Origin of the sequence: Thalassobaculum sp. OXR-137 (assembly GCF_034377285.1) — a bacterium.
GTDB lineage: Bacteria > Pseudomonadota > Alphaproteobacteria > Thalassobaculales > Thalassobaculaceae > Thalassobaculum.
The window spans coordinates 4,725,880-4,751,392 of sequence record NZ_CP139715.1; the positions used below are offsets into that span (position 1 = coordinate 4,725,880).

Here is a 25,513-nt window from a genome sequence, read left to right on the forward strand (position 1 = left end):
AGGGAGAGCCCCGTGGACGTCTATGTCCTGTCCCAGATCGTCAACGGCCTGATCTTCGGCCTGATCTACGGCCTGATCGCCCTCGGTCTGACGATCATCTTCGGCATCATGCGCGTGGTGAACTTCGCGCACGGCGAGTTCCTGATGCTCGGGGGCTATGCCCTCTACCTGTTCACCGTGACCTTCGGCCTGCATCCGCTGGTCGGCCTGCCGCTGAGCATGGCCTGCGTCGCCGCCTTCGGCGTGCTGACCGAGCGCGTGCTGCTGCGCCCGATCTACACCACGCGGATCGAGCGGCCGGAGGAATACGCCATCATCCTGACCTTCGGGCTGTCGCTGTTCCTGCAGAACGGCGCGCTGGCGACGGCCGGGGCCTACGAATACACACCGGACTCCTTCTGGCCCGGATCCGTACCGGTGATCGGCGACCTTTGGCTGTCCGGCGACCGGCTGTTCGCCGCCGGCATGGCCATCGTCCTGATCGCCGCCACCCTGTTCCTGATGTACCGCACCTGGCTCGGCCGCGCCCTGATGGCGACCGCCCAGAGCCGGGTCGGCGCCACCGTCACCGGCATCAACGCCATCGGCATGAACATGATGGCCGTCGCCATCGCCGGCCTGCTGGCGGGGGCGGCCGGCGCGCTGCTGTCGCCGATCTTCCTGGTCTATCCCGATGTGGGCGTCGTCCCCGTGGTGAAGGCCTTCGTCATCCTGGTCCTGGGCGGTATGGGCTCGATCCCGGGGGCGGTGATCGCCGCGTTGATCCTGGGCCTGGTCGAGAGCCTCGGCTCGGTCTTCATCTCGCTCGCCTACAAGGACGTCTATTCGTTCCTGGTGCTGATCGGCGTGCTGCTGATCCGACCCTATGGCCTGTTCGGACAGAAGGAGCGTCGGGCGTGACGCGTTTCGAGAAGCTGGTTGCCGTGCTCGCCCTGGCCGTCGCCCTGGTGGTGCCGCTGATCTTCGACAGCTACCTGATCCGGGTGGGGGCGACGGCGCTGTATTTCATCATCCTGGCCTCGTCCTGGAACCTGCTGCTGGGCTTCGCCGGGGTGCTGTCCTTCGCCCAGGCGGCCTTCGCCGCGGTCGGCGCCTATACCTCGGGGCTGATGTGCCTGCATCTGGGCGTCCATCCTATCGTCGGGGTGCTCTGCGGCGGGATCGTCGCAGCGGCCGTCGGCTGGGTTCTGGCGCGCATGTGCCTGCGGCTGCGCGGTCCTTATCTCGCGCTGATGACCATCGGGTTTTCGGAGATCCTGCGCCTGGTGCTGCAGATCGAGCACGAGTTCACCCGCGGCTCGCTCGGCCTGGAGATGCCCTACCTGCTGCCGCTGGACGAGCCGAACCATGCGCTCGGCTATCTGATCATGCTGGCCATGGGTCTGATCAGCCTTGTGGTGGTTTATAAGTTCGTGAATTCCGAGGCCGGGCTGTACCTGAAGGCGATCCGCGAGGACGAGGACATCGCCCAGGCCATGGGCATCGACACCGTGAAGTGGAAGACCAACGCCTTCGTCGTCTCCAGCCTGCTCGCCGGCCTGGCGGGCGGCCTGTTCGCCCATCTCTTCGTGCAGGTGATCGCGCCGCAGATGCTGCTGCTGTCGGAAATGGGGTTGATCCTGGCCGCCACGATCGTCGGCGGGCTGGGCACCCTGGCCGGGCCGGTGATCGGCGCGGTGCTGCTGGTGCTCGGCCAGGAAGTCCTGCGCGAGATCAGCCCGCATGCCCACCTGCTCCTGTTCGCCGTCCTGGTGATCGTGGTGATGAAGTTCTTCCGCCGCGGCTTCTTCGGGCTGCTGCAGGATCGGCTGCGCAGCCGCGGACTGATCGCCACGGTGCCGCCCTTCACGAAACTCTAAAAATTCAGAGAGCGATCCACGGCTCCGGGCCGCAAATATCCGAATATGCATTCGGCTATACGAATGCTTAACCCCTGAGCCCTATAGTCCCGAATTCGGGTGGCGTGTCACCCGGATACGGGTCGGCCAATGGCAGCGTTTCGCGGCGTCCCCTTTGCGAGACCTGCCGCATCCTTTCGTCAGTCACCGCCGACCGGCCGAGCCCCTGATGTCTTCGACACGGTAGGTCCAGAATGTCGATGGTTGATGAAAGCCTGGAATACTGGGAGTCGATCCGAGGCGGTCGGCCCGTTCCCCGGCGGAGCGACTTCGACCCCACGGACATTCCCCGTCTGCTCACCCATGTGGTCTTTCTCCAGGTCATCGACGGCGGCGCCGATTTCCGGTTCCGGGTGATCGGCGACGCCGTGCGCTCCGTGTCCTTCGGCAACCATACCGGCCAGCTCATGAGCTCCCTGCCGCATATCAGCCAGGACGGCCCGCTGATGACCGGCCTGCGCGACGCCGTGACCAGCCGGGCGCCGGTCCGCACTCCGGTGCCCTATGAAGGCCCCCTCAAGGAGGTGGTGCTGCGCGACCACCTGATCCTGCCGCTCTCCGGAGAGGACGGGGAGATCACGCACCTGCTGCTGACGATCGACCTGATCGACACCCGCCGCCGGATGCTCCGCGCCAGCTAACAGAAATCGGGCTAGCCGAAATCAGGGGCCGATCGCACTTCTAACGCGTCTCGATCACGATCAGCGCTTCAGTGTCCGGGGCCAAGGCCTCGTAGACATGCTCCTGTGCCGCGGGGAAGGTGAGATAGTCGCCGGGCGCCAACTCCTCCTCCGCCCCCACCGGGCCGACCCTGGCCCGGCCCGACAGCAGCACCACATGCTCCACGCTGGCAGCCGGATGCGGCGCCGAGCGCTTGGCCTCGCCCGGCTGGAACGTCACCCGATAGAGATCCCGCACCGCCCCGGCAGGGCAGCGCGATAGCAGCGTGACGCCGTAGGCCGACGCTTCCGCCCACATGTCGGCGGCCTCGCCCCGCCGCACCAGCCGTGCCTGGCCGGCCGGCGGGTCGATCAGTTCGCTCACCGTCACGTCCAACGCGCCGCTCAGCGCCCAGAGCGTCTCCAGGCTCGGATTGCCCTCGCCGGATTCCAGGCGCGACAGGTTCGACTTGGCGATCCCCGCCGACCGGGCGAGCTCGCTCAGGGACAGGCCGCGCTGACGCCGCTTCGACTGCAGCAACGTCGCAAAGGTCTGTCGGCGGGCGGCATCGTCCGGCATCTCGGAGGGCATCGCACGGAACTCCAGCTTTGACGGGGCGGCTACTCGTTCTATATATCGAACGATCCGCCGAAAGAGAGACCGCCATGACCTACCCCGATCCCGCTTCCACCGCAAACCCCCGGACCATCGGCATCGTCGCCTGTTCCTCCGAAGGAGCCGCACTCTGCTACCGGACGATCTGCGCGAGGGCACCGGCATTGCTGGGCCCCCATGCCCATCCGGAGATCGTCCTGCACGGCGCCTCCCTGGCGGACTATGTGGCGGCGCTGGAGGCGGGAGACCTGGCCGCCGTCGGCGCGATCATGCTGCGCTCGGCGGAGAAACTTGCGGGGGCGGGAGCGGATGTTCTGATCTGCCCGGACAATACGATCCACGCCGCCATATCCCACGTGCGGCCGCGCTCGCCCCTGCCCTGGCTGCACATCGCCGAGGTGGTCGCAAGCGAAGCCCGACGCCGCGGCGTTCGCCGGGCGGCCCTGCTCGGCACGCGATGGCTGGTGGACAGCTCCGTCTATCCGGACGCCCTGGGCGCCGAGGACATCGCGTTCCTGCGGCCGGAGGAGGAAGAGAAGGACGAGGTCGCCCGCATCATCATGGACGAGCTGGTGAACGACATCCACGTGCCGGCGTCGGTCGCCTACCTGGAAAGCCTGATCGCGCGGATGCGCGACCGCGGGTGCGATGCCGTCATTCTCGGTTGCACTGAACTGCCGCTGGTCCTGTCGGACCAGAATTCCGTCCTGCCGACTTTGGATTCCACCCGGCTGCTGGCCGATGCAGCGCTCAGATACGCCGTGAGCTAGCCGCCGACCGCCGCGAGGTCGTTGACCGGAGTCGGCACAGCGATGCGACCTTCCATCTCCGCCCGGGTGTCCTGGAACAGCTTCACCAACGCATCCATCACCACCCGGATGCGCGGCAGCGAGCGCATGTCCCGGTGCACCAGCATCCACTCGTCGACCACCACATCGTCGAGGATCGGGGTGAGCCGGGTCAGGGCCGGATGCTTGTCGCCCAGGAAGCAGGGCAGCACACCTACCCCGTGGCCCTCGTGGATCGCGTGGTAGAACACCACGCCGTTATTGGTGCGCACCTCGGGCGCCCGCCCCTGCAGCAGTTCAATCTGCCATTGTTGGCCTGGCATATAGAGATGGTCGTCGTCGAACCCGATCCAGGACAGCGCACGCAGCGACTCTGGACTGCCGTCGCAGGCCTTGGCGAAGTCCCGCACCCCGTAGACCGCGTAGGCGAAGCGGCCGAGCTTGCGGCCGACCAGATGAGCGCTGTCGGGGAACCGGTTGCGGATCAGCAGGTCGGCCTCGCGGCGCGACAGGTTGGCCGAGATATGGGCGACGGCGATCTCGAACTCGATGCAGCGGTGGTTCTCGCGCAGCCGCATCAGGTGGCGGGAGATGAACTCGGCCATGGTCTCGTCGACCGAGATCCGCACGGTCCCGAGATGGGTGTCGGTGAGGCCGGCGCTGCGCCGGGCCAGCGCCTGGGCCGACTGCTCCATCGCCCGGACCTCGTCCAGCAGATGGGTCGCCGCCAGGGTCGGCACGAAGCGGTCGGGCAGCCGCTCGAAAAGGCGCGAGCCGAGCTCGTCCTCCAGCGCCTTCACCCGGCGCGCCACGGTCGGATGGCTGACCTTCAGCTTGCGGGCGGCGGCTGTCAGGCTGCCCTCCTCGGCCAGCGCGAGAAACACCCGCAGATTGTCCCAGTCGCTGATCACCGCATCCTCCGATCACGGCAATAGCCGCCCAGTCTGCTCTTGTCCGTCGATAGTGAGCGTTCATGCGGCACCGCATCAACGTTCAAAATCGTACAATGGCTCTTCGCAATCGTCCATCTAGTTCGGAGTCATTCTCAATTAGAATGATGACAAGTTCGATATTCGAGGATGACCCCGATGCATTTCGAGACGCGGCTTTGGGCTTTCACGCAGGGTGTCCGCTGGCGCATCGCGCTGGCGGTGATCGTTGGGCTTTGCGCCGTGGCGCTGGGCGTGGCGCGGCTGGCCCTGCTCGGCTGGCTGATCGGCCGGATCTTCGCCGGCGACACGGTGGAACAGTTGATGGGGCCGATCGCGGCCATCGCGGTCGTCATGCTCCTGCGCGGCGTCTTCGAGCACTGGCGCAACACGGTCGCCCACCGTACCGCCGCCATCGTGCAGAAGAAGCTGTGGCGCAAACTGTTCGACAAGCTGGCCGAACTCGGCCCTGCCTATGTCGGGCGCGAGCGGTCCGGCGGGATCACCCTCACCCTGGTCGACGGGGTAGAGCAGCTCGAGACCTATTTCGGCCAATATATGCCACAGGGCCTGATCTCGCTGCTGACGCCGATCCTGATCTTCGCCTTCGCCGCCTTCCTCGACCTGCCGGTAGCCGGCGTGCTGCTGGTCTTCGCGCTGATCTCCCTGTTCGCCCCGGCGATCTGGCACAGCCTCGACCAGCGCAATTCGCTGCGCCGCCAGAAGGCCTATTCGGCCTTCGCCGCGGAGTTCCTAGACAGCATCCAGGGCCTGCCGACCCTAAAAGCCTTCGGCCAGGGCACCCAGCGGGCCGATACGCTCGCCGCCAAGGCGCGCGACCTGTTCAAGCGCACCATGTGGGTGCTGGCGACCAACTCGCTGGCCCGCGGCATCACCGACACTGCCATCGCCTGCGGCGCGGCGGCGGCGCTGGCCGTCGGCGCCTGGCGGGTGGACTCCGGTGCGATGGAGCTGAGCGAGCTGCTGATCATCATGATGCTGGGCGTGGAGATCTTCCGGCCCATGCGCGAGCTGCGCATCGTGCTGCACCAGGGCATGGTCGGCATGTCGGCGGCCAAGGGCGTCTATCACCTGCTGGACGGCGTGCCGGCGGTGGTCGACGGTCCGCACAATCCGGCGGCCGAGAGCCTGACGCCGTCGGTTTCGTTCCAGGGCGTGGGCTTCCGCTATCCCGGCGCCCGGCGGATGGTGCATGACGGCCTCGACTTCCACGTCGCCGCCGGCGAGCGGGTCGGCCTGGTCGGTCCCAGCGGCTGCGGCAAGTCGTCGGTCGTGCGCATGCTCCTGCGCTTCTTCGATCCCGAGAACGGGCGCGTCACCATCGGCGGCGTCGACCTGCGCGAGATGTCCTTCGAGCAGATCCGCTCGCGCATCTCGGTGGTCAATCAGGACACCTTCCTGTTCCACGGCACCATTGGCGACAACATCCGCATGGGCCGGCCCGAGGCGTCGGAGGAGGACGTCATCGCCGCCGCCCAGGCCGCCAATATCCACGGCTTCATCGCCGGCCTGCCCGAAGGCTACCAGACGGTGGTGGGCGAGAAGGGCATCAAGCTCTCCGGCGGCCAGCGCCAGCGTGTCGCCATCGCCCGCGCCCTGTTGCGCGACACCCCGATCCTGGTGCTCGACGAGGCGCTGAGCGCGGTCGATGCCGAGAACGAGGCGGTCATTCAGGACGCCCTGAACCGGCTGATGAAGGGCCGCACAACCCTGGTGCTCGCCCACCGCCTGTCCAGCGTCATCGACTGCGACCGCATCCTGGTGCTCGACAAGGGCCAGGTGGTGGAGGAAGGCGCCCATGACGCGCTGATGGCCAAGGGCGGCGTCTATGCCCGGCTGATGGCCGAGCAGGCGCGGGAATCCCAGCAGGCCGAGGGCGACGCCGTGATCGACCCCAAGCCGGCGACGGAAACCCTGTCCTCGGTCCCCGGCGGCGCCAAACAGGCCCCGACCGAGGGCATCATCAAGGCCGAGGGCCTGGGCTGGTTCCAGGTGGTGATGGCGCTGATGGCAACCGCCCTGCCCTGGTGGGGCCGCCTCACCCTGACCTTCGCCTTCGGTGTGCTGCGAGTCGTGGCCTTCATCGGTGTCGGGGTGTTCAGCGCGCTGACCATCCTGGCGCTGAAGAACGGTACGTCCTACGACCAGTGGCTCATCGCCCTGGCGGTGGTGGCACCGCTGTCCGGACTGCTGCACTGGCTGGAATCCTGGCTCGCCCACGACATGGCGTTCCGGCTGCTGGCCGAGATGCGGATCGCCGCCTTCCGCAAGCTCGACGCCCTGTCGCCGGCCTATCTGGTGCGCCGGCGCACCGGCGACCTGATGTCGCTCGCCACCCATGACATCGAGCTGATCGAGTATTTCTTCGCCCACACCGTCGCCCCGGCTTTCGTCGCCGTCCTGGTACCAGCCGCCGTGGTCGCGGTGCTGGCGAGCCAGAGCGTGTGGGTCGCCGTCGCCCTGGTGCCGTTCCTGGTGGCGGTGGCGCTGGCGCCATTCCTGATGCGGGGCAAGGTCGACCAGCTCGGCTCCGAGGCGCGGGAGGCGGCGGGCGAACTCGGCGCCGTCGCCGTGGACTCGGTCCAGGGCCTCGGCGAGATCGTCGCCTTCCAGCAGGAAAACGCCCGCGGCACACTGATCGAGAAGCTAACCCAGCGCCATATCGACCTGCGCCTGCCGTTCTTCGAGGAGCTAACCCTGCAGCAGAGCCTGCTGGAGGTCTTTACCGGCCTCGGCGGCCTGGCGGTGGTGGTGACCGGTGCTGTGATGGCGTCCAACGGGTCGATCGATCCGGGCATCCTGCCCTTGCTCACCCTGCTGGCGATGGCGGCGTTCCTGCCGGTGTCGGAAATCGCCCAGATCGGCCGCCAGTTGGCCGACACCCTGGGCGCCACCCGGCGCTATTACGGGCTGGAGAACGAGCCGGTGCCGGTGACCGACGGACCGGGCGTCCCGCCCGCCCAGGGTCCCGCCTCCATGGCGCTCGAGGGCCTGTCCTTCACCTATCCCGGCCAGCATCGCTACGCGCTGAACGACGTGACCCTGGAGATCCCGGCAGGCGCCACCGTCGCCATGGTCGGCACGTCGGGCGCGGGCAAGACCACCACCGCCCAGCTCCTCATGCGGTTCTGGGACCCGGATGCGGGCCGGGTCACTATGAACGGCGTCGACCTGAAGCAATACGAACTGGACGACCTGCGCGGCCGGATCGCCCTGGTGGCCCAGGACACCTACCTGTTCAACGACACCCTGCGGGCCAACATCCTGGTTGCCCGGCCGGAGGCGTCCGAGGCGGATCTTGACGCGGCGGTGCGCCATGCCTCCCTGCAGGAACTGGTGGAGACGCTGCCGGACGGGATCGACACGCCGGTGGGCGAACGGGGCACCTCCCTGTCGGGCGGGCAGCGCCAGCGGGTCGCCATCGCCCGGGCCTTCCTGAAGGACGCCCCGATCCTGATCCTGGACGAGGCGACCTCGCATCTGGATGCGGTGAACGAACAGGCGGTGCGCGGGGCGCTGGACAAGCTGAAGGCGGACCGCACCACCATCGTCATCGCCCACCGGCTGTCCACCATCCGCGATGCCGACAAGATCGTCGTCCTGGAGGACGGACGGCTGATCGAGGAAGGCAGCCACGAGGAGCTGCTGGCCAAGGGCGGGCTCTATGCCCAGCTCGTTTCCCGTCAGCTCGCCTCCGCCTGGGCGGCGCAATAGGACGACCCAAAGAGAAGACCCCGCGGCCTGAGCCGCGGGGTCCAGCGTCGGAACGCTCTGGCGCTTCGGGGGGAGCTCGGGGGAACAACGCCAAGGTCCCGACGCATTCGGTTAAGTCGATCAGCCCTCGTAGGTGGGCAGGTCCTTGATCTCGGCCGCGCTCAGGCTGACCCGGGCCCGCCCTTCGGAAATCAGGGTGAAATCGGCCAGCGGGATCGCCACCTTCTTGGCGCCGACGCCCAAAACACCGTCGTATTCGACCACCGCCTTGGACGAGCCGCCTTCGTCGACGATCTTTTCGATGGTCCCGGCCTCCTTCTCGTCCAGCGAGATCACCGTCGCGCCGACGAGCTGCTTCTCCCTGGCGGAGGTCGCCTCGTCGACCTTCGGGCGGCCGACCGGCTTCACGTCGATCACGGCGCCCGACTCGGCCGAGGGCGGCATCGTGGTCTGGGTGTTGGCGGGCTCGGCCACCGCAACGATCTGGGCGGCTCCGGCCATGAATGCGGCACTCAGGACGGTCGTCATCAGCTTCGCTCTCACAGCGTCCTCCTCCGGTCGCGACCTGGGCGGGTATCCTGTCTCGTCTCGGGATCCCGCCGGCGCCTGGGGTGGGGGTGGGGGACGGCGCCGGCGGGCCCGTGACGGAGCGGCAAGGCGTTGGGGCTGGCCCGACCGCTCCGTTTCCGACAGGAAGGGGATAGACCTATGGGCTCAGGCGGCGGCCGCAGCGGGCTGCGATCCCATGCCTTCGTCCATCCGCACCTTCAGCGTCTCGCGACCGCGATACAGCCGTGACATGACGGTGCCGACCGGCACGCCGAGCTGCTCGGCAGCGGCGCGGTAGGACATGCCGTCCACGGCGATCATCTGCACCACGTCGTGCTGCTGCTCGGGCAGCGCATCGATTGCGTCCTGCATCTCGTGGACGCGGTGACGCTGGTACTGGTTCGGCAGAACGCCGAGGCTGCCCTGGACGTCGTCGAGATCGACGACAGGGCCCTGCCGCTTGCGGCGGGCATAGTCGTCGGCGATGACGTTCCGCACGATCCGGTTCAGGTAGCCGCGCCAGTTCTCCACCTTCCGACCGTCGCGCACATAAACGATGGCCCGCAGCAGCGCCTCCTGGGCGATGTCGTCGGCGTCGGCCCGATTGCCGACCAGCCGGCGGGCAGTCCGCTGAACGCTGCTGTAATGCTCTCTCGCCTGCATTTCGGTGATGGTCATTGCTCTGCTCCCACAACCTTCAAAGTGTCCGGCTGTTCGCCGTCGTCTGAATAAGACTTAGCGATACGGCTGTGACGTTGCTGGGCCAGAGCTGTGACAAGGTTGTGCCCTCCCGGCCCCAACCTGTGAACGCCGTGGCATATGGGGGGTTCCGGCACTAACGGTGACGTATGGCGTTTTATTGCGCTTCCAGCGGCAGCAGTGTGCTGCCCCGGCAGATCTGAAAGCCGAGCGGTGGCGCGAAATCCGCAGAAACCCTAAGGTTTCTTACTGTCGCGAGGGGTGCCGCGGCAGCGGCGCAGCGCCGGGTGTCCGGCCCGTGCCCCCCGATGCAGGGCCCGCCGAAACGAGCCCTGCAGGGGAGTGGGGCAATGACGCGGCTTTTTTATTGGCCGCTGACATCATGACCCGTGCGCATGGGGTGTTATTCCGCGGTTCACGATTTTTCCGCGATGGGCAGGGTAATCGTCACTTCCAATCCGCTCGGATCGGCGTTGCGCGCCGAGACGGATCCGTTCAGGGCTTCCACATTGCGGTTGACGATCCACATGCCCAGACCGAAATGGCCGCCTCCCCCTTCGTCGATGGCGGAGGCCGGGCGCTTGGTGAAGCCCTTGTCGAACAGATGGCCGAGAACCTCCTTGGATGCGCCGGGGCCGGAGTCGCGGACGACGATCCGCACGTCACGGCCCAGTCGATCGAGGCGGACAGCGACCGTCGCGCCCTTCGGCGAGAACCCGACCGCGTTCTCGATGACGTTCTCGAACACCGCTTCCAGCATCTCGTCACTGCCCAGAACCGTCGCCTCTGCGGCGATTTCCGCGCTCAGATGGATGCCCCGCGCCTCGCACGGCCCTTCGAAATCGGCGCAGAGGTCGCGCAGGAGCGCGTCGACCCGCACCGGGTCGCGGGGCGGCGACGCCAGCAGGGCGGCCGCTTCGGTCGTCCGCTGTCCGGCCACGATCAGGCTGCTGAGCCGCTGGCGCGACTGGTCGATGATGCCGAGCATGCGATGCGCCCGCGCGTTGTCCGGCGGAATCGCCCGGCGCAACGCCTCCAGCGACTGGGCGATGGTGCCGATCGGGGTTTTCAGCGCATGCACCTGTTCTTCCGCCGAGGCCCGGATATCGACCGCCACGTCGTGCAGGCGCTGGACCATGGCGTCGAACTCCCCGGCCACCCCGTCCAGCTCCGGCACCCGGTTCAATCGGCGGAACGAACGTCCGGCGCCGCCGGCGCTGGCGATCCGGCGGGCATGGACCTCGAACCGCCGCAGGGCTCCGCGAACATCCAACAGGACGAGGATGAGAATGGAAGCCATCGCCACATAGATGACCACGGCGGCGATGACCTCCGGACGCTGCCAATACGGCTCGATCAGCGAGGCGGCAACCTCGTCGTCCAGCGCCAGAGAGGCGATCAGCGCCCAGCATCCCTGGGCGGTTCGGATCGGGGTGATGGACACCAGCAGTTCGCGGCCAGCCTCGGGGACCGCCGTCACCCGGCTGAGTTCCCGCATGCCCGAACAGGACGACCAGACATCGCTCAACAGGCCCGTGGCCCGGAACAACTGGCGTTCCACCTCCAGCTGCTCCGATGTGGAGGGCGGGGTGGTGGCGACATAGAAGAAGTCGGAGACATCCTTGTCCCCGACCGGACTGAACAGCAGCCGCAGGCGCATTCCCGGCGTCTCGAAGAGATGCAGACGCTCCGGCACCTCGGCGAAAACATCCGCCTCGGGCCGACCCACGTCGTCGGCCAGCGCCTGGGCGATGGCGGCGCCGTGACTGCGCACGCTCTCCAGCATGAAGGCGCGGCGTTCCTGGTCCGCCATCTGGAACCGGCCGTACAGCACCGCCGGCACCACCATGAACAGGATGAGCACGACCAGCAGCTTGGCGGCGATGGAGCGGCTATAGCGGGAGAAGGCCGATGGAGGGGCGCCCTGGCTCACCGGTCGCCTATTCCGGCTCGCGCCAGCGGTAGCCGAAGCCCGGATAGTTCTCTATCTGCTCGAAGGACTGATCCATGTCCTTGAACTTCTGCCGGATCCGCTTCACGAAGCTGCGGACGTTCGCCCGATACCCGTCGCCGCCGGTGCCGACGAAGAAGTTCTCGCCGTGCACTAGGTTGTAGAGGTCGCGATACTTGATATCGCGTCCCGGCTTGGACGCCAGTTCGTCGACGAGCTGGTACTCGGTCAGGGTGAGCGGCACCTGGGCGTCGTTCCAGAATGCCCGGCCGGCCTTGCGGTCCAGGGTCAGCGCACCGACGACGATGCGATCCGCCTCCGCTACGGCACCGGCCCCCTCCTCGTCGCCCGCGCTGGTGCGGCCGCGCACGCCGGACAGGATGATCTGCACCCGTCGCAGCACGATCGAGAAGCTGCGGGACTTGTCGACGAAATCCACCGCACCGGTGGCCAGCGCCGACTCCTCGAAGATCTGGTCCGTCAGGCTGGTGAGAATGATGGCCGGCAGGTTGAGACTCGCCGCGTTCATGGCCTTCAGCGTGTCGAGGCCCGACATGCCCGGCATCTTCCAGTCCAGGATCACGAGATCGAAATTGGCGTCCTCGGAAAGCCGGCGCATCGCCGCTTCGCCGGACTCGGCCGTCTCCGTCTCGATGCCGTTATCCTCGAGGTTGATCGCCAGCGTCTCGAGAATGAGGGCGTCGTCGTCGACGATCAGGACACGCGGGGGAGGACCGGGAGGCATTACGAAGCAGGTGTCCTCGACGCTAACTTCGTTAAGCATGCCGTCCGCTCCTCTTCGCCGAGAGAAGACGGCAGGAACCTGTGACCGAGAACGGCGTATTGCGACGCGGAGACCTGGGGGAACAGGTAGAGCTCGACGGAGCACTTGCCCTCCCGGTAGATCCAGGTCTCTCCCGGCGGCTGGGCCCGCACCTCGTCGGCTGGTCCGAGCAGGGATCTGATGCGCGGCCGGTCGGCGCCGGCGAGCTTATCCATGTCCACTGCCGGAGCGAGGGCAGCGGCCGACGCCTGCTGCTGAGCGGCCGCCTGGGCAGAAGCGTTCGCGCCTGTGTCGCCGCCAGGTTTCTTTGCGCCGGCGCGGCTCGGCACGGCCGGCCGAGGCTCGGGAACGGGTGTCCGTCCCGGCGCACTGACGGTCGGCTTGACGACGGGCTGCACGCCCATGGCCGCCTGCTGCTTGCCGGTGCTTCCGGCACAGGCAGCAAGCGATAAGACGCAGATGACGGCGATGAACAGGCGCATCGGTCAGGAATCGCCTCAGCGCCGGTTTCTGTCAATCCTCTGTGCATGTCACTCTCAATCATCCAGTCGAGATTCCTGGGGCCGGGTCGAACCGGTCCCCGCGAACGCGGTCCGCTCGGCCACGGACGGCTCAGGGATTGACCTTGACCTCGTTCTCGCTGGTGAAGGCGCCGATGGCTGCACCGGCCGCACCGCCGATGACGCTGCCGGCGAAGATGCTGCCGCCGGTCAGCACGCCCGCCGCGGCACCGACACCGGCACCCAGGGCACCGCCGGAAAGAGCTCGCTGCTCTTGGGTGTTGAGATTGGAACAACCGCCAAGAAGAACACCGGCGACGAGGACTGCGCTGAGAGTTTTGACGACGCTGTTGGTGGACATTTCTGCGACTCCATCTTTTCGGTATGAAGTTGATCTATTGCAGAAAGTCACGGCATTCAAGCGATGCACAGGGTTGTCACAGGTTGCCACAGAAAGAACACGAAGGCCTGACTGAAGCACAAAAAAGAACCCCAGCCGAGGAGGCTGGGGTTCCTGAAGAGAGCCCGTCAGGGCCGTCTTAAATCGCAGTGACGGACGTCACCTTTAGTTGGTGGTGACGGTCGTGACCCGGGAGGTCTCGGTCACCGCGCCCTGGGCGATGATCTCGACACGACGGTTCAGCTGCTCGCGGACGCCGTCGCCGGTCTGAACGGCCGGCTGCTCTTCACCCTCGGCAGCGATCTCGAGGTCCTCGATGTTGCCGGTGGTCATGCCCTGGCGGTCCAGCTCGGCACGCACCGTGGCAGCGCGGCGGGCGGACAGGTCCTTGTTATAGGCGTTCGAACCGGACGTATCGGTGTGACCCGTGATGAACAGGGTGATGTTGTCGAGCTTCTTCATCTCCATGACGAAGTTGTCGATCTTGGCCTGCGCGTCCGGGGTGATGGTGTCCTTGTCGAAGTCGAAGTAGACGATCTCGCGGGCCACTTCGGCGAAGGTCTGGGTGACGTCGGTCGTCGCGACCTTCGGCTCCATGGCGGCCTTCAGGTTATTCAGCGCGGCGAAGAAGGTGTCACGGCAGGCCGCGATGTGGGTCGGCTGGTGACCCTCTTCCTGCTGCTCGACCCAGCAGTCGTACTTCGCCTGGGCGATGGCGGCCTCGGACGGGGCGATCTCGCGTCCGCCGGCATCCAGAAGACCGACCAGCTCGCTGCGGGCCGACTTCAGCTCGGCCATCTTCGCATCGTCCTCGATGCCCCAGTTCTCCGGGTCATACGGCAGCGGGGTCTTGCCGTTCTGCGCCATCACGCCCTTGGCGGCATGATTCTCGGCGTCGAACCAGTCGTACATCTCGTCGGCCTCGAAGAGGGCGATTTCCTTGTACTCCTTGACCAGCTCCTGGTTGAAGTTGCCGCCGGCCGGGTTCGCCATACGCATGGCATGCACGTTCGGGAACAGGATGCCGTCATTGGCCTGAGCGGCCGTCGAGCCGACAGACATCAGGGTGACCAGAGCGATCGGAACGGCATACATCACGGATTTACGCATTATAGTTCTCCTAAGTTCTTTCTAGTCATACGGAAGAAGCGTCAATTACGGGTCTTGAGGATCAAGAGCGCGCCCGAAGCGCCACAAGTGATCCAACGACCAGTGCGGCGGCCCCACCGACGATTTGCAGCATCGTCCGGTCGGAATACTGCCCCGTGAGCTCGTACCTCAGCTCGGAGAGCGGGGCATCGGCCGCGCTCACTCCGAGAGCCAGAAGCACGCCACCGACCACGGCAACGGCAAGGCCTACAACACGTGTCGAAATCATCTCACTCCTTCCAATCGATCTGGCGACCGGACAACCCCTCGCCACTTGGTTTCGACATAGGTAGGACGGGAAAAGAGACCTGATTATTCCGCTAACGTTAGTGAATTTTGTCAGGTGGCTTTGTCAGATCCCCTCCGCGTCAATGAAACGCAAGGGAACGCGAACGGTTCCATATTTTTGCATACTAGGAGCCGTTAACTACGAAGACAGGCGGCTCCCCGGCGCTTTCCCGCGAGTCGCGAGCTCAAAAAAACTTTCGGGGGCCGATCAGCATTCCGGGAGGTTGACCGCGATCCCGCCGGTGGAGGTTTCCTTATACTTGAGGCTCATGTCCCGGCCGGTCTCCAGCATCACTCGGACGCAGTTGTCCAACGGCATGAAATGCCGGCCGTCGCCCCGCAAAGCCAGGCTGGCGGAGGACACCGCCTTGATCGCCCCCAGCGCGTTGCGCTCGATGCAGGGCACCTGAACCAGCCCGCCCGCCGGATCGCAGGTCATCCCCAGATGATGCTCCAGCGCGATCTCGGCCGCGTTCTCCACCTGGGCGTTCGAGCCGCCCAGCGCGGCGCACAGGCCGGCCGCGGCCATGGCCGAGGCGGATCCCACCTCGCCCTGACACCCGACCTCCGCCCCGGAGATCGACGCATTGTGCTTGATCAGTCCGCCGATCGCGGCGGCGACCAGCAGTATGTCCCGCTGTCCGTCGCGGCTCGCGCCGATACAGTGGTCGCGGTAGTAGCGCAGCACCGCCGGCACCACGCCCGCAGCACCGTTTGTCGGCGAGGTCACGACCCGGCCGCCGGCCGCGTTCTCCTCGTTCACCGCCATGGCATAGACGCTCATCCAGTCGTTCACCGTGTGGGGCTGAACCCGGTTGAGGCCCCGTTCCGCCAACAGGGCCTCGTGGATCGATTTGGCCCGGCGCCGGACGTTCAAGCCGCCGGGCAGGACGCCCGACTGGGTCAGGCCGCGGTCGATGCAGCAGTCCATCGCATCGAGGATCCGATCCAGGGCCGCCTCCAGTCCGTCGCCATGGGCCACCGTCTCGTTGGCCCGCTTCATCGCGGCGATGCTGAGCCCGGCCCGCTCGCCCATGGCCAGCATCTCCGCCGCCGAGCCGAAGGGATAGGGGTAGCCCAGTTGGGCCTTCTCCTCGCCCAGACCGTCGGCCCGGCCAGACTGCTGGGCTTCGAGTTCCGACGCGGTCACCACGAAGCCGCCGCCCACGGAATAGTAGGTCTCAGACAGGACCGGGCCGCCCTCACCGTCGAGCGCCTCGATCACCATGCCGTTGGCATGCCCCGGCAGCGCGACGTCGTAGTCGAAGACGAGATCCGTCTGCGGGGCGAAAGCGAGAGGCCCGATCCCGGACACCTCGATCCTGCCGCTGTCCTGAACCTCGGCGACCAGGGCGTCGGCCCGGTCCGGATCCAGGGTGTCCGGCCGGTATCCGAGCAGTCCGAGGATCACCGCGCGGTCGGTCGCATGCCCCTTGCCGGTGAAGGCGAGCGAGCCGTGCAGCCGGACCCGCAGTGCCGCCGGCGTCGGGCCGCCGGCATCTCGTAATCCGGAAAGAAACCGGGCCGCCGCCAGCATCGGCCCCATGGTGTGGGACGAGGACGGGCCGACCCCGATCTTGAAGATGTCGAACACCGACAGAAACATGCTTTCCCCCTCACCCCATCCGCGCGGCTTCCGGCAGGATACGCCATGCCAGGGTAAACACTTGGACGATAGCGTCGGTTCGGGGCGGATTCGGCTCAGTGTGCGGATCAGGCCTCGATCCGCACCACCAGGCAGGTCATGTCGTCCGCCTGGGCGGCGCCGGTGGCGAAGGTTTCGACATCGGCGATGCAGGAATCCCCGATCTCGGCCGCCGACTGACCCCGGCAGGTCGCCAGGGCCTCGATCAGCCGGGCTTCCTTATATTCCTGGTTGTTCACGTCGAACGCCTCGGTGAGGCCGTCGGTGTACAGGAACAGCGCGTCCTGCGGCGACAGGCTGGTGGTGGCCGAGGAGTATTCGATGCCGGGCATGACGCCGAGGACCAGATCGCCCAGCGGCTCGATGGGAACCACGCTGCCGTCGGCCTTCAGGACGAAGGGCGGGTTATGGCCGGCATTCGCATAGGACAGGGTCAGGCTCTTCAGGTCGATCACCCCGTAGAACACGGTGACGAACATGGCCGCCTCGTTCTCGCGCTCCAGCAGGTTGTTCACCCGGGTGAGGCATTCGCCGGGGTCGCCGCCGCCCAGCCCTTCGGCGCGCAGAAGCGTGCGCGAGATCATCATGAACAGCCCGGCCGGAACGCCCTTTCCCGACACGTCGGCGATCACCACGCCGACCCGGTTCTCGTCGATCTGGAAGTAGTCGTAGAAGTCGCCGCCGACCTCGTAGGCCGCGTGCATCTGTCCGACGATCACCATCCGGTCGTGCCGGAACGGCTCCCTCGGCAGCACCGAGGCCTGCATGTCGTGGGCGATCTGCAGCTCCTGGCGCAAACGGACCAGGTCCGAATTCTCGCGGAACACCCGGGTGACGGTACGGAACCAGGGACGCCAGCCCGGCGGCACCCGCGGCAGCCCTCCGGGGCCGACCTCGCCGGCCGCCTTGATATGCTCCACAAGCTGGCTGGCCGGCCAGACGAACTCCCGCCCGGTAAGCCCGCCGGCGATCAGCATCATGAGGGTCAGGACTGCCACCAGAGCCAGCATCTCGGGCCCGCGGTCGACGATCAGGCTGGTCAGGATCGTCCAGCGGTCTCCCAGATAGATCAGCGTCCAGGGTGCCGATTCCAGGGCCTCGACATAGAGTAGGGTTCCCCCAACGTCGACCACCCGGCGCGAGGGCACGTCATCGGCACGGGCGACCACCTCCGCCGCGTCGACCGGCAGGGCGTCGGCGACCGGGGATCCCAGCGGCACCCGAATAGCACCCTGCTCCGGATGCGCCAGCAGCAGGCCGTCGGCCGTCACCAACAGGGTCTGTCCGACCGGATACTCGAAATCGCCGTTGACCCTGTTCAGATAATCCAGGGAAAACTCGAACGCGATGACGCCCAGGAACCGGCCCTGAACGTCCACCGGGATCACCAGATGAAGCAGCGGGCTCCCGGTTCGGTCCGTTCCAAACAGCCACCGTCCCTGACGTTCGGGATTGTCGTTCGGCAGTCCCGTCGTCATCAGAGCGTCCGACCGGGGAGCGTGCAGGAAGGCGTCGGCCTCGGCCTGGGTCGCCGGCAGCATCGCGGCAAAGCCGGCCCGAGAGATGTAAGCGGTCCGCTTGATCGTCGGCAGCAGCGAGACGAGATACCGAAACTCGCCCAGCAACTGGAGGGCCGCGACCAGTTCGGCGTCGGTGGACCGGTCGGCCCCGGCATCGAGGACACCGGCCAGCGCCGCCGTCGAGGGCAGGTCGATCCCCGAATTGACCCGCAACGAGAGCTCTCCGAACTCCCCTCTGTCGACCAGGGCCTGGACCCGACCGTCCGGCATATCGCTCAGGGCGGCGGCGTAGGCCGACGTGACATCGTCGCGGATCTCCTCCGACCGCCTCACCACCGCGGAGGCCAGGGCGTCGAGGATCAGGCCATGCTCCTTCAGGCCGCTGGAGAGCGCGTCCCATTCGGCCTTCTCGCGCTTGTCGATCTGGAACATGAAGAACCCGACCGACACCGCAAGCAGCACGACATAGGCCAGCCCCATGACGAAGCTGTACCGCCGGGCCGGCCGCATCCGACCGGTCGTCGCTTCTTTCGAATTCTCTGATGCATGGGTCATGGGCAATCCCGGCCGGGCTTCAATTAATGTATCCGACCGGCTGTCCGAACGCCCGCACCTGCCTGCCGTCGTAATTGTAGATGAACGTCGCGGCCTCCATGAACCGGAAGGGAATCCGGAGGCCGATCTGCCGGGCGACGCGGAAATTGATCGCGAGATCCGGCGGTGTGACGACGCCGACCGGAAGGGAGCCGGGATCCACGCCCTCGGTCAGGACGCTGATGGCATAGAACGCCGAAAGCTGGACCGCGGTGGACTGGTTGATGCCGATGGAGATCGCCGCGCTGTCGTCGCCGCTGCGCACGACGTCCGGCAACGTCGAGACGACCGGCGCGCGGCCAGCAAGACCGTTGATCAGGCCGATCCGCTGATAAACCGACGTCGACCCCGTCACGATCCAGGCGCTGGCCGACAGGCCGGGATCCGAATTCACCATCTGCTGGCGGACCCGTCCCATACCGGCGACCAGATCCTCTTCGACCTGCTGGCCGTCGCCCACCGCCACGTCGTAGACGGTCAGCCCGAAAGAATCCGCCAGGTCGTGCAGCGGCGTGACCTGGGTCTCGATCGCGCTGCGGTTCGACTCCGCATACAGCACGCCGACATTCTTCAGATCCGGCAGAAGCTGCAGCAGGTAGCTGACGAACAGGCGGATCGGCACCGTGTTCGACGTATAGGCGATATTGGTGCCGCTGCCGTTCTGATAGTCCGGCATCTGGCTGAGCAGGACCGGATCCTTGGCGGAGTTGGTGACCACCGGCAACCGGCCGCCGACATAGGTCTGGTGCATGAACTCCGCCGCGCGCGAGCCGACCGGCATGATCAGGTCGACCGCATGCGACTCCGCCCAGTCGACGGCCTCCTGGGCGATGGCGTCGTCGTTTCCGTAGAGCCAGATCTCGAATTCCGCCGGTATGTTCTGCTGGCGGAACGTGTCGAGCACCCCGTCGACGCCGATCGAATAGGCGGCAACGGATTTGAACGGGATCAGCATCAGCAGATGGAAGCGGCTCGGCCTGTCCGTCCAGGAAGGGACGGCGCGCATCCGTGCCGTATCCTGCGGGTTGGCAGAAATCCGGTAGTGCTCCTGGGTGGCGGCGCTGAATTCCAGCCAGTCCAGCACAGGCCGCTCTGCGGCAGCCTGCGCCGGTTTTCCGGCAACCATCGCCCCCACCGTCAGGGAGATGAGGCACACCACCAGTGCCCGTGCGAGCATGACAGCCGTCACGGAGAGCTTCCTTCCAGCGAGACATCCGGCTATTGCGTGACCCGACTGTTTCACACGCGACCAGTGACAGCAACTCGTTAGCGCGATCGTCCGGGCGCGAGTCCGGCTTGCATCGTCTTCGGGCTGGCCTATCCTGCCAATCACGTCAAAGGTGTGCCCGAATGAACCAGCCACTCCAATCGGACCTAGCGGATGCCGGTCCGGACAGCAGCGCGATCCGGTCCGCACGCCGGCGTCTGGTCGCCTGTCTGTGCCTCGTACTGGCCGGCCTCGTCCTCTTCGGCGGCAGCTGGTGGGTTCTGGCGTCGTCGCGCTTCGACGTGGAGCGGATCCGCACCGAGGCGGAGACCGTCCACAAGGCGATGGGCGGCATGCTGTCCATGGGCCTCCCGGTCTCCGACTTCATCGGCTTCGATGCGGCCAGCGGCCGCGTGCTGCGGTTCGACACGGCCGTGCGGGCCGTGGAGATCGTCGATCTGACCGACCGGGTGGTGCTGCGGAATCCGACGGACTTCGATGCGGGCGACCGGGAATGGACCGAGGGAAGTTTCCTGGGCTTGGGCGACGAGTTGCCCGGGATCGAGCATCACGACTGGCTGTCGCGGTACTCCCTGCCGGTCGCCGGCCGCTTCGGTCCGGCCGGGAGCATCGTGCTCTACTATGAGCACGAGATCCTGGCGGAGTTCACCCGGAGCACGGCGATCGCCGGTTTCGCCGCGCTGGTGCTGCTGGCGCTCGGCGTGGTGGTGCACGCCGCCGTCCTCGCCAATCCGGAGGTTTTCCAATCCTACCGCGAACTGGCGACCGTCTACGCCGTGACCTGCCTCATCGGGCTGGGGATCGTAGGTGCGACGATCTTCGGGCTCGGCGCCACGAAGGCGATCGAGACCGCCAATGCCTATGGGGAATCGCTCGGTGCGCGCCTCGGCGAAGCCATGGCATTGGGCATCGACCCCAGCGATCTCGTGGGTCTGGGCGACGTGGTCCGCGAATATCAGGAATCCAACGACATCATTTCCTACGTTGCATTGCTGGAGGGCAACCGGATCGAGGCCGCCGCCGGTCTGCAGGACCAGAGCGACCGCTGGATGCGACCCGACGGCGTGTTCGATGCCGTGATCGAAGTCCGCCCGCGCCGTCTCTACCGCCCGCAGTATCGCGTCGCGGTGGGCATTCCGCTGACGGTCGTCACCCGCGTGCTGTGGCACACCGGCACGACGGCAATGCTCGGCGCGGCCGCCCTAATCGCCCTCGGCCTGGGACTGCTCGCCTGGGTCCGGGTGCCGGAGCCGTCGACCGTCGCCCCCTCGACACTCCGCGCTTCCGCCTGAGGGGCGAAGTCCCGCTCATTCCGTTTCGGAACCGGCCCGCGCGAGCCGGCGTGCGGAGGGTCTGCGGCGGACCACCACCTGGAACCCAAGCCAGCTCAGCGCCGCCCACGACGCGCCGACGATCCAGCCGCCGACCACATCGGTCGGATAATGCACCCCCAGATAGACCCTGCTCGACCCGACGAGGATGGTCAGCAGCATGGCGTAGACATAGGCGAACGTCTTGAGCCTCCGGTTATCGGTCGCCGCGGCCAGGCAGGCACCGAGGGTCAGAAAGGTCACCGCCGACATCGTCGCGTGGCCCGAGGGGAAACTCGACGTGAAGACCTGAACGATCCCGGTCAAATCGGGGCGCGGCCGGTCGAAGATCAGCTTCAGACCCGTGCTGAGCGCTGTCCCACTCGCGATCGCCGTCACCAGATACGCCGCGATGTCGTTGCGTCGGAGGATCAGCAGGATCCCGGCGACCGCCACCACCAGCAGACAGAGCAGCGTGAAGCTCCCGAGCGCGGTGATATCCCGCGCCATCTCGAACATCCATTCGGGGCCGATGGCCAGTGTGGGATCGCCGTCCACGCGGAAGAACATCAGGACCGACCTGTCGAATGTCAGCGTCTCCCCTTCCCCGACTTCGCTGGCGAGCACGCCGAAGCCGTACAGGAGGAGCGCCGATCCCAGGATCATCCAATGGCGCTGCGCCTCGGCCAGGGCTCGTTCCAAAAGGGTTCTGAAGGTCATTGATATCTCCGGCGGTCTCGGGCTGCCCTCCCGTTCTGCCGATGTCGGGCTGGGGCGAGAGCGGTTGCGGTTTCTAGCTATCGCCAGCCCTCGCGAGCACCGCCTCACCGACCGCCGCAACGGCCTGGGCGAGGCCCTCCACCGGCGCGATGGAGTTGTGCAGCAGCCCAAACCCGTACCGGCGGTCCTCCGCCATGATGAGCGCGCGGCCCAGATCGTCGCGCCCTTCCACATGCGCGCTGTTCGCAAGACCCAGATCGGTCGGGGTCACGGCGATCAGGCCGGCATCGATATCGGGATTGCTGCGAAGGACCCGGGCCACCGCTTCATCGGCCGACAGCCCCTGCGCGAGCAGGGCCAGCGCCGCCCGGCCTGCCGAGGGTCCCTCCACCGTTGCCAGATTGGGGAGCCGGTGGCCGGTGACCAGCCCGGCCCGTCCGGCCGCGAGGAATTGGGACAGTGGTTCTGGCCGGTCCGGACCGCTGGTGATCACCGCTGCGACGGTCGCCTGTGCCGTCTGGACGAGTTGCTCAGCCCCGGCACGTATGGCTTCCAGGCCTCCGCGCTGACAATCCAGGGAGACCGGCTCGCCGCCCGCCCTCAGCACGGTAAAGACGGCGAAGCCGTGAAGATCGCCGGACGCCCGTCTTTCCGCCTCTTCCCAGGCGGCCAGTACCGCCGCGCCGGCGTTCCGCCCGAAGGCGCCGATCCCGATCGTCATAGTCGCCCCCGTCGTTGCCGTGTCGATGCCCGTCCGCGGGCACTATAGACCTCCGGCAACGGATCGACGACGTCGGCGGGCAGACAGCGCCGCATAGGGCCGGCGCGTTCGCGTCAGCGGGCCTTGCTGGTCTGCACGGCCTCGCTGCGGGCGGCGGCCTCGGGATCCACTGCCCGCATGGCATCGCGGACGGCGGACAGAGACCGCCGTTCGCCGCCATCCATGCTCTCCTCTTCGGCGACCTGAAGCTCGCGGGCGTCTTCCTCCATGGATTTGAGCACGCTGAGCTTCTCTTCCTTGCTCAGGGACTCGCTACGGGCGACGGCCATCGGAGTCTCGAAATGGTCGTACGGATCCAACATCATTGCCGCGAAGTCTGCGGCACCCTTGGTGGCCATGGTGGTTCTCCATTCGATTGAAGCGGTCGGTTGCGCCGGTCAGAAGGTCGGTTTCCGGCGTCGGATCGACCGCGCGTCTGCATGCGTGAGAAACGTCTCGCCGGAGCCACGGTTCCCGCCACGGGTCTGCCCCTGCCCCCGTCGAACCGAGCGCCCGGGACGATAATTGTTTGATTGTTGACAATCTGACAATCATCGGCAACTGTCGCATCAACCATGATCGAGGCCCTTGGCATGTCGCTGTCCCAAATCCGCTATATCTCCTTCGATTGCTACGGAACGCTGACCGACTTCAGGGTCGGCGACGTCACCCGGGCACGTCTCGCCGACCGGGTCGATAGCGCAGCGATGCCGGGCTTTCTGGAGGACTTCACGGCCTTCCGGTTCGACGAGGTTCTGGGCGCGTGGAAGCCCTATCCGGAGGTCCTGCACCGCGCGCTGGAACGTACCTGCAAGCGCTGGGGTGTGACGTTCAATGCGGACGATGCTCAGGCCATCGTCGATGCGATCCCGAGCTGGGGGCCCCATCCCGACGTCCCCGCCGGCCTGGCCCGGGCCGCGCAGAAACTGCCGCTGGTCGTGCTGTCCAACGCTTCCGACAGTCAGATCCAGGCGAATGTAGATAAGCTCGGCGCACCGTTCCACGCCGTGCTCACCGCCGAACAGGCACAGGCCTACAAGCCCCGGTTCCAGGCTTTCGAGTACATGTTCGACACGCTGGGCTGCGGGCCGGAGCATGTGATGCACGTATCGTCCAGCCTGCGCTACGACCTGATGACCGCCCATGACCTGCGCATCGCCCAGCGGGTGTTCGTGGAGCGCGGCCATGGTCCCGGCAATCCGGCCTACGGCTATCGGGCGATCGCCGATATCGGCGGCCTGCCGGGCCTGCTCGGGGCCTGAGCCGTGGCGGTGCCCAAACCGATCGAAAAGGTCACCCTGTCCACCCAGGTGGCCGAGCGGTTGCGCAGCGATATCCTGGCCGGGGCTCACGGCCCGGGCGAGCAGCTCCACGAAGTGGAACTGGCGCTCGCCCTCGGCATCAGCCGCGGCCCGCTGCGCGAAGCGATGCAGCGGCTGGTCCAGGAAGGGCTGCTGAAGAGCATCCCCCATCGTGGCGTCTTCGTGGTCGACCTCAGCGAGGAGGACATGCTGGACGTGTTCTTCGTGCGCGCCAGTCTGGAGGAAGCGGCCGTCCGACGCCTCGTCTCCCACGGCGACCGGGCCACGACCGCCAGACACCTCACCGTCATTTCCGAACGCATGGACCGGGCGATGCGCGGCGGCGACCATACCAGTGGCGGCGATCTGGATCTGGAGTACCACCGCGCCCTGGTGGATGCCGCCGGCAGCCTGCGGCTGTCGCGCACCTACGCCACCGTCCAGGCCGAGACCCGGTTGTGCCTGCACCGGCTGATGGGCGGATACCGCAGCCGCGACGACCTCGCCGTCGAGCATTTCCGGCTGGCCGAACTGATCCGCACCGCGCCGGTCGAGACGATCCTGCCGGAGCTGCATCGCCACTTCGGCAACCCGGCCGTCATCCTGCGCCGCCTGCGCCAGGACGCCCCCGACCAAGACCGGAGACAGGCCCGATGACCGCCTCCGCGCTTCACGTCAGCCCCGTCCAGCCGGACGACCTCGATGCCGTCACGGAACTGGTGAAAGCTCTGCGCTGGCCGCATCGCCGCGAGGATATCGGCCTGTTCATGCGGCTGGGCGCCGGCCATACCGCCAAGGACGATGCCGGCGCCCTGCAGGGTGTGGCTCTATGGTGGGCGTTCGAACCCGCCGCCGCCCGGCTCGGGCTGGTGATGGTTTCTCCCGACTGCCAAGGCCGGGGTATCGGCCGCCGGCTGGTGGAGCGGATTCTGGACGACGCCGGGGAGCGGTCGATGATGCTGCTCGCCACCGAGGCCGGCAAACCGCTCTACGATAAGCTCGGCTTCCGCACGGTCGGCGCCTGCCGCCAGTATCAGGGGACCTACGAGGGCCGACCGCAGCTGGCCGCGGACCTCCGCCCGGCCACACCGAACGATATGCCGGCGATCCTCGCCCTCGACCGGGCGGCCTTCGGCGCCGGACGGACCGACGCCCTGGCTGCCCTGCGCGACATCGGCCGGGTCGCGGTGATCGACGGGGGTGCCGGCATCACCGGCTACGCGATCGAGCGCATGTTCGGGCGCGGCACCGTCATCGGCCCAATCGTGGCCGCCGGCGAGGAGGAGGCGATCCGGCTGTTCCGCGCCCTCGCCCTGCCCGGCTTCGTACGGGTGGATGCGCCGGTCGGCTTCGACGGATTTGCCGCATTCCTGGAATCCCAGGGGCTCGCAGCCGTCGGCGCCGACTCGCCGGTGATGGTGCGAGGCTCCTGGCCCGAACCGTCCGACGACGCCCGCCTCTTTGCCCTGTCCAGCCACGCGCTCGGTTGA

Annotated in this window: 25 protein-coding genes; 9 read left to right on the forward strand and 16 right to left on the reverse strand. The window is 67.0% G+C overall.

Translation table 11 applies throughout. The features are described 5' to 3' along the window. The first annotated feature begins 12 nt into the window (after positions 1-12). The 3 genes from T8K17_RS21930 (at position 13) to T8K17_RS21940 (ending at position 2,539) form a co-directional block, all read left to right on the forward strand. Positions 13-900 (forward strand): branched-chain amino acid ABC transporter permease, encoded by an 888-nt coding sequence (locus tag T8K17_RS21930; RefSeq protein WP_322331864.1) that lies wholly within the window; start codon positions 13-15, stop codon positions 898-900. After that, positions 897-1,859 (forward strand): branched-chain amino acid ABC transporter permease, encoded by a 963-nt coding sequence (locus T8K17_RS21935; protein ID WP_322331865.1) that lies wholly within the window; start codon positions 897-899, stop codon positions 1,857-1,859. Before T8K17_RS21930 ends, T8K17_RS21935 begins: the two co-directional genes overlap by 4 nt. 233 nt (positions 1,860-2,092) lie before the next feature. Continuing rightward, a complete protein-coding gene (locus T8K17_RS21940) occupies positions 2,093-2,539 on the forward strand; it encodes a PAS domain-containing protein (protein WP_322331866.1) in 447 nt (148 codons plus the stop codon). Positions 2,540-2,579: 40 nt separating this feature from the next. Here the strand turns inward: T8K17_RS21940 and T8K17_RS21945 are convergent, their stop codons facing one another. Next, positions 2,580-3,149, reverse strand: a complete 570-nt coding sequence (locus T8K17_RS21945) for an XRE family transcriptional regulator (protein ID WP_322331867.1) — start codon at positions 3,147-3,149, stop codon at positions 2,580-2,582. A gap of 74 nt (positions 3,150-3,223) precedes the next feature. Here T8K17_RS21945 and T8K17_RS21950 point away from each other — a divergent pair, with 74 nt between their 5' ends. Further along, entirely contained in the window at positions 3,224-3,943 is a 720-nt protein-coding gene (locus T8K17_RS21950; protein WP_322331868.1) for an aspartate/glutamate racemase family protein, read from the forward strand. Here T8K17_RS21950 and T8K17_RS21955 read toward each other — a convergent pair. Then, positions 3,940-4,872 (reverse strand): LysR family transcriptional regulator, encoded by a 933-nt coding sequence (locus tag T8K17_RS21955; protein WP_322331869.1) that lies wholly within the window; start codon positions 4,870-4,872, stop codon positions 3,940-3,942. The two genes, T8K17_RS21950 and T8K17_RS21955, sit on opposite strands and share 4 nt — an antisense overlap. 177 nt (positions 4,873-5,049) lie before the next feature. On the opposite strand from T8K17_RS21955, the gene T8K17_RS21960 reads away from it, so the two are divergent. Continuing rightward, positions 5,050-8,625, forward strand: coding sequence for an ABC transporter ATP-binding protein (locus T8K17_RS21960; protein ID WP_322331870.1), 3,576 nt, complete (start codon positions 5,050-5,052; stop codon positions 8,623-8,625). 120 nt (positions 8,626-8,745) lie between these two features. Here T8K17_RS21960 and T8K17_RS21965 read toward each other — a convergent pair whose 3' ends face one another. The 11 genes from T8K17_RS21965 to T8K17_RS22010 form a co-directional block, all read right to left on the reverse strand. Further along, entirely contained in the window at positions 8,746-9,168 is a 423-nt protein-coding gene (locus T8K17_RS21965) for a PRC-barrel domain-containing protein (RefSeq protein WP_322331871.1), read from the reverse strand. A gap of 171 nt (positions 9,169-9,339) precedes the next feature. Further along, the gene (locus T8K17_RS21970; RefSeq protein ID WP_322331872.1) at positions 9,340-9,852 is read right to left on the reverse strand and encodes an RNA polymerase sigma factor; all 513 of its coding nucleotides are present in this window, start codon (positions 9,850-9,852) and stop codon (positions 9,340-9,342) included. A 436-nt stretch (positions 9,853-10,288) separates the two neighbouring features. After that, positions 10,289-11,806 carry a HAMP domain-containing sensor histidine kinase gene (locus T8K17_RS21975; protein WP_322331873.1) on the reverse strand — a complete coding sequence of 506 codons (1,518 nt, stop codon included), beginning with the start codon at positions 11,804-11,806 and terminating at the stop codon, positions 10,289-10,291. Positions 11,807-11,813: 7 nt separating this feature from the next. Next, a complete protein-coding gene (locus tag T8K17_RS21980) occupies positions 11,814-12,608 on the reverse strand; it encodes a response regulator transcription factor (RefSeq protein WP_322331874.1) in 795 nt (264 codons plus the stop codon). Beyond that, positions 12,569-13,090, reverse strand: coding sequence for a hypothetical protein (locus tag T8K17_RS21985; RefSeq protein ID WP_322331875.1), 522 nt, complete (start codon positions 13,088-13,090; stop codon positions 12,569-12,571). Before T8K17_RS21985 ends, T8K17_RS21980 begins: the two co-directional genes overlap by 40 nt. A 130-nt stretch (positions 13,091-13,220) precedes the next feature. Then, the gene (locus tag T8K17_RS21990) at positions 13,221-13,469 is read right to left on the reverse strand and encodes a hypothetical protein (RefSeq protein WP_322331876.1); all 249 of its coding nucleotides are present in this window, start codon (positions 13,467-13,469) and stop codon (positions 13,221-13,223) included. Between the two features lie 204 nt (positions 13,470-13,673). After that, the gene (locus T8K17_RS21995; RefSeq protein ID WP_322331877.1) at positions 13,674-14,618 is read right to left on the reverse strand and encodes an OmpA family protein; all 945 of its coding nucleotides are present in this window, start codon (positions 14,616-14,618) and stop codon (positions 13,674-13,676) included. Positions 14,619-14,679: 61 nt separating this feature from the next. Beyond that, complete coding sequence (locus T8K17_RS26325) at positions 14,680-14,886, reverse strand: DUF3185 family protein (protein WP_416153147.1); 207 nt, start codon at positions 14,884-14,886, stop codon at positions 14,680-14,682. A 267-nt stretch (positions 14,887-15,153) separates the two neighbouring features. Beyond that, positions 15,154-16,551 (reverse strand): L-serine ammonia-lyase, encoded by a 1,398-nt coding sequence (locus T8K17_RS22000; RefSeq protein WP_322331878.1) that lies wholly within the window; start codon positions 16,549-16,551, stop codon positions 15,154-15,156. Positions 16,552-16,658: 107 nt separating this feature from the next. Continuing rightward, the gene (locus tag T8K17_RS22005) at positions 16,659-18,665 is read right to left on the reverse strand and encodes a SpoIIE family protein phosphatase (RefSeq protein ID WP_322331879.1); all 2,007 of its coding nucleotides are present in this window, start codon (positions 18,663-18,665) and stop codon (positions 16,659-16,661) included. A gap of 19 nt (positions 18,666-18,684) precedes the next feature. Then, on the reverse strand, positions 18,685-19,893 hold the full coding sequence (locus T8K17_RS22010) for an ABC transporter substrate binding protein (protein ID WP_322331880.1): 1,209 nt from the start codon (positions 19,891-19,893) through the stop codon (positions 18,685-18,687). 161 nt (positions 19,894-20,054) lie between these two features. On the opposite strand from T8K17_RS22010, the gene T8K17_RS22015 reads away from it, so the two are divergent. Continuing rightward, positions 20,055-21,224, forward strand: coding sequence for a hypothetical protein (locus tag T8K17_RS22015; protein ID WP_322331881.1), 1,170 nt, complete (start codon positions 20,055-20,057; stop codon positions 21,222-21,224). 15 nt (positions 21,225-21,239) lie between these two features. Here the strand turns inward: T8K17_RS22015 and T8K17_RS22020 are convergent, their stop codons facing one another. The 3 genes from T8K17_RS22020 to T8K17_RS22030 form a co-directional block, all read right to left on the reverse strand. Beyond that, a complete protein-coding gene (locus tag T8K17_RS22020; RefSeq protein ID WP_322331882.1) occupies positions 21,240-21,962 on the reverse strand; it encodes a phosphatase PAP2 family protein in 723 nt (240 codons plus the stop codon). Positions 21,963-22,035: 73 nt separating this feature from the next. Next, positions 22,036-22,683, reverse strand: a complete 648-nt coding sequence (locus tag T8K17_RS22025) for a DUF6963 family protein (protein WP_322331883.1) — start codon at positions 22,681-22,683, stop codon at positions 22,036-22,038. 113 nt (positions 22,684-22,796) lie between these two features. Then, entirely contained in the window at positions 22,797-23,081 is a 285-nt protein-coding gene (locus T8K17_RS22030) for a hypothetical protein (RefSeq protein ID WP_322331884.1), read from the reverse strand. 234 nt (positions 23,082-23,315) lie between these two features. On the opposite strand from T8K17_RS22030, the gene T8K17_RS22035 reads away from it, so the two are divergent. From T8K17_RS22035 to T8K17_RS22045, 3 genes are read left to right on the forward strand one after another with little or no spacing between them, the layout of a single operon-like run. Beyond that, a complete protein-coding gene (locus T8K17_RS22035) occupies positions 23,316-23,984 on the forward strand; it encodes a haloacid dehalogenase type II (protein WP_322331885.1) in 669 nt (222 codons plus the stop codon). 9 nt (positions 23,985-23,993) lie between these two features. Beyond that, the gene (locus T8K17_RS22040) at positions 23,994-24,680 is read left to right on the forward strand and encodes a GntR family transcriptional regulator (protein ID WP_322331886.1); all 687 of its coding nucleotides are present in this window, start codon (positions 23,994-23,996) and stop codon (positions 24,678-24,680) included. Then, positions 24,677-25,513 (forward strand): GNAT family N-acetyltransferase, encoded by an 837-nt coding sequence (locus T8K17_RS22045; protein ID WP_322331887.1) that lies wholly within the window; start codon positions 24,677-24,679, stop codon positions 25,511-25,513. The genes T8K17_RS22040 and T8K17_RS22045 overlap by 4 nt, the downstream gene beginning before the upstream one ends.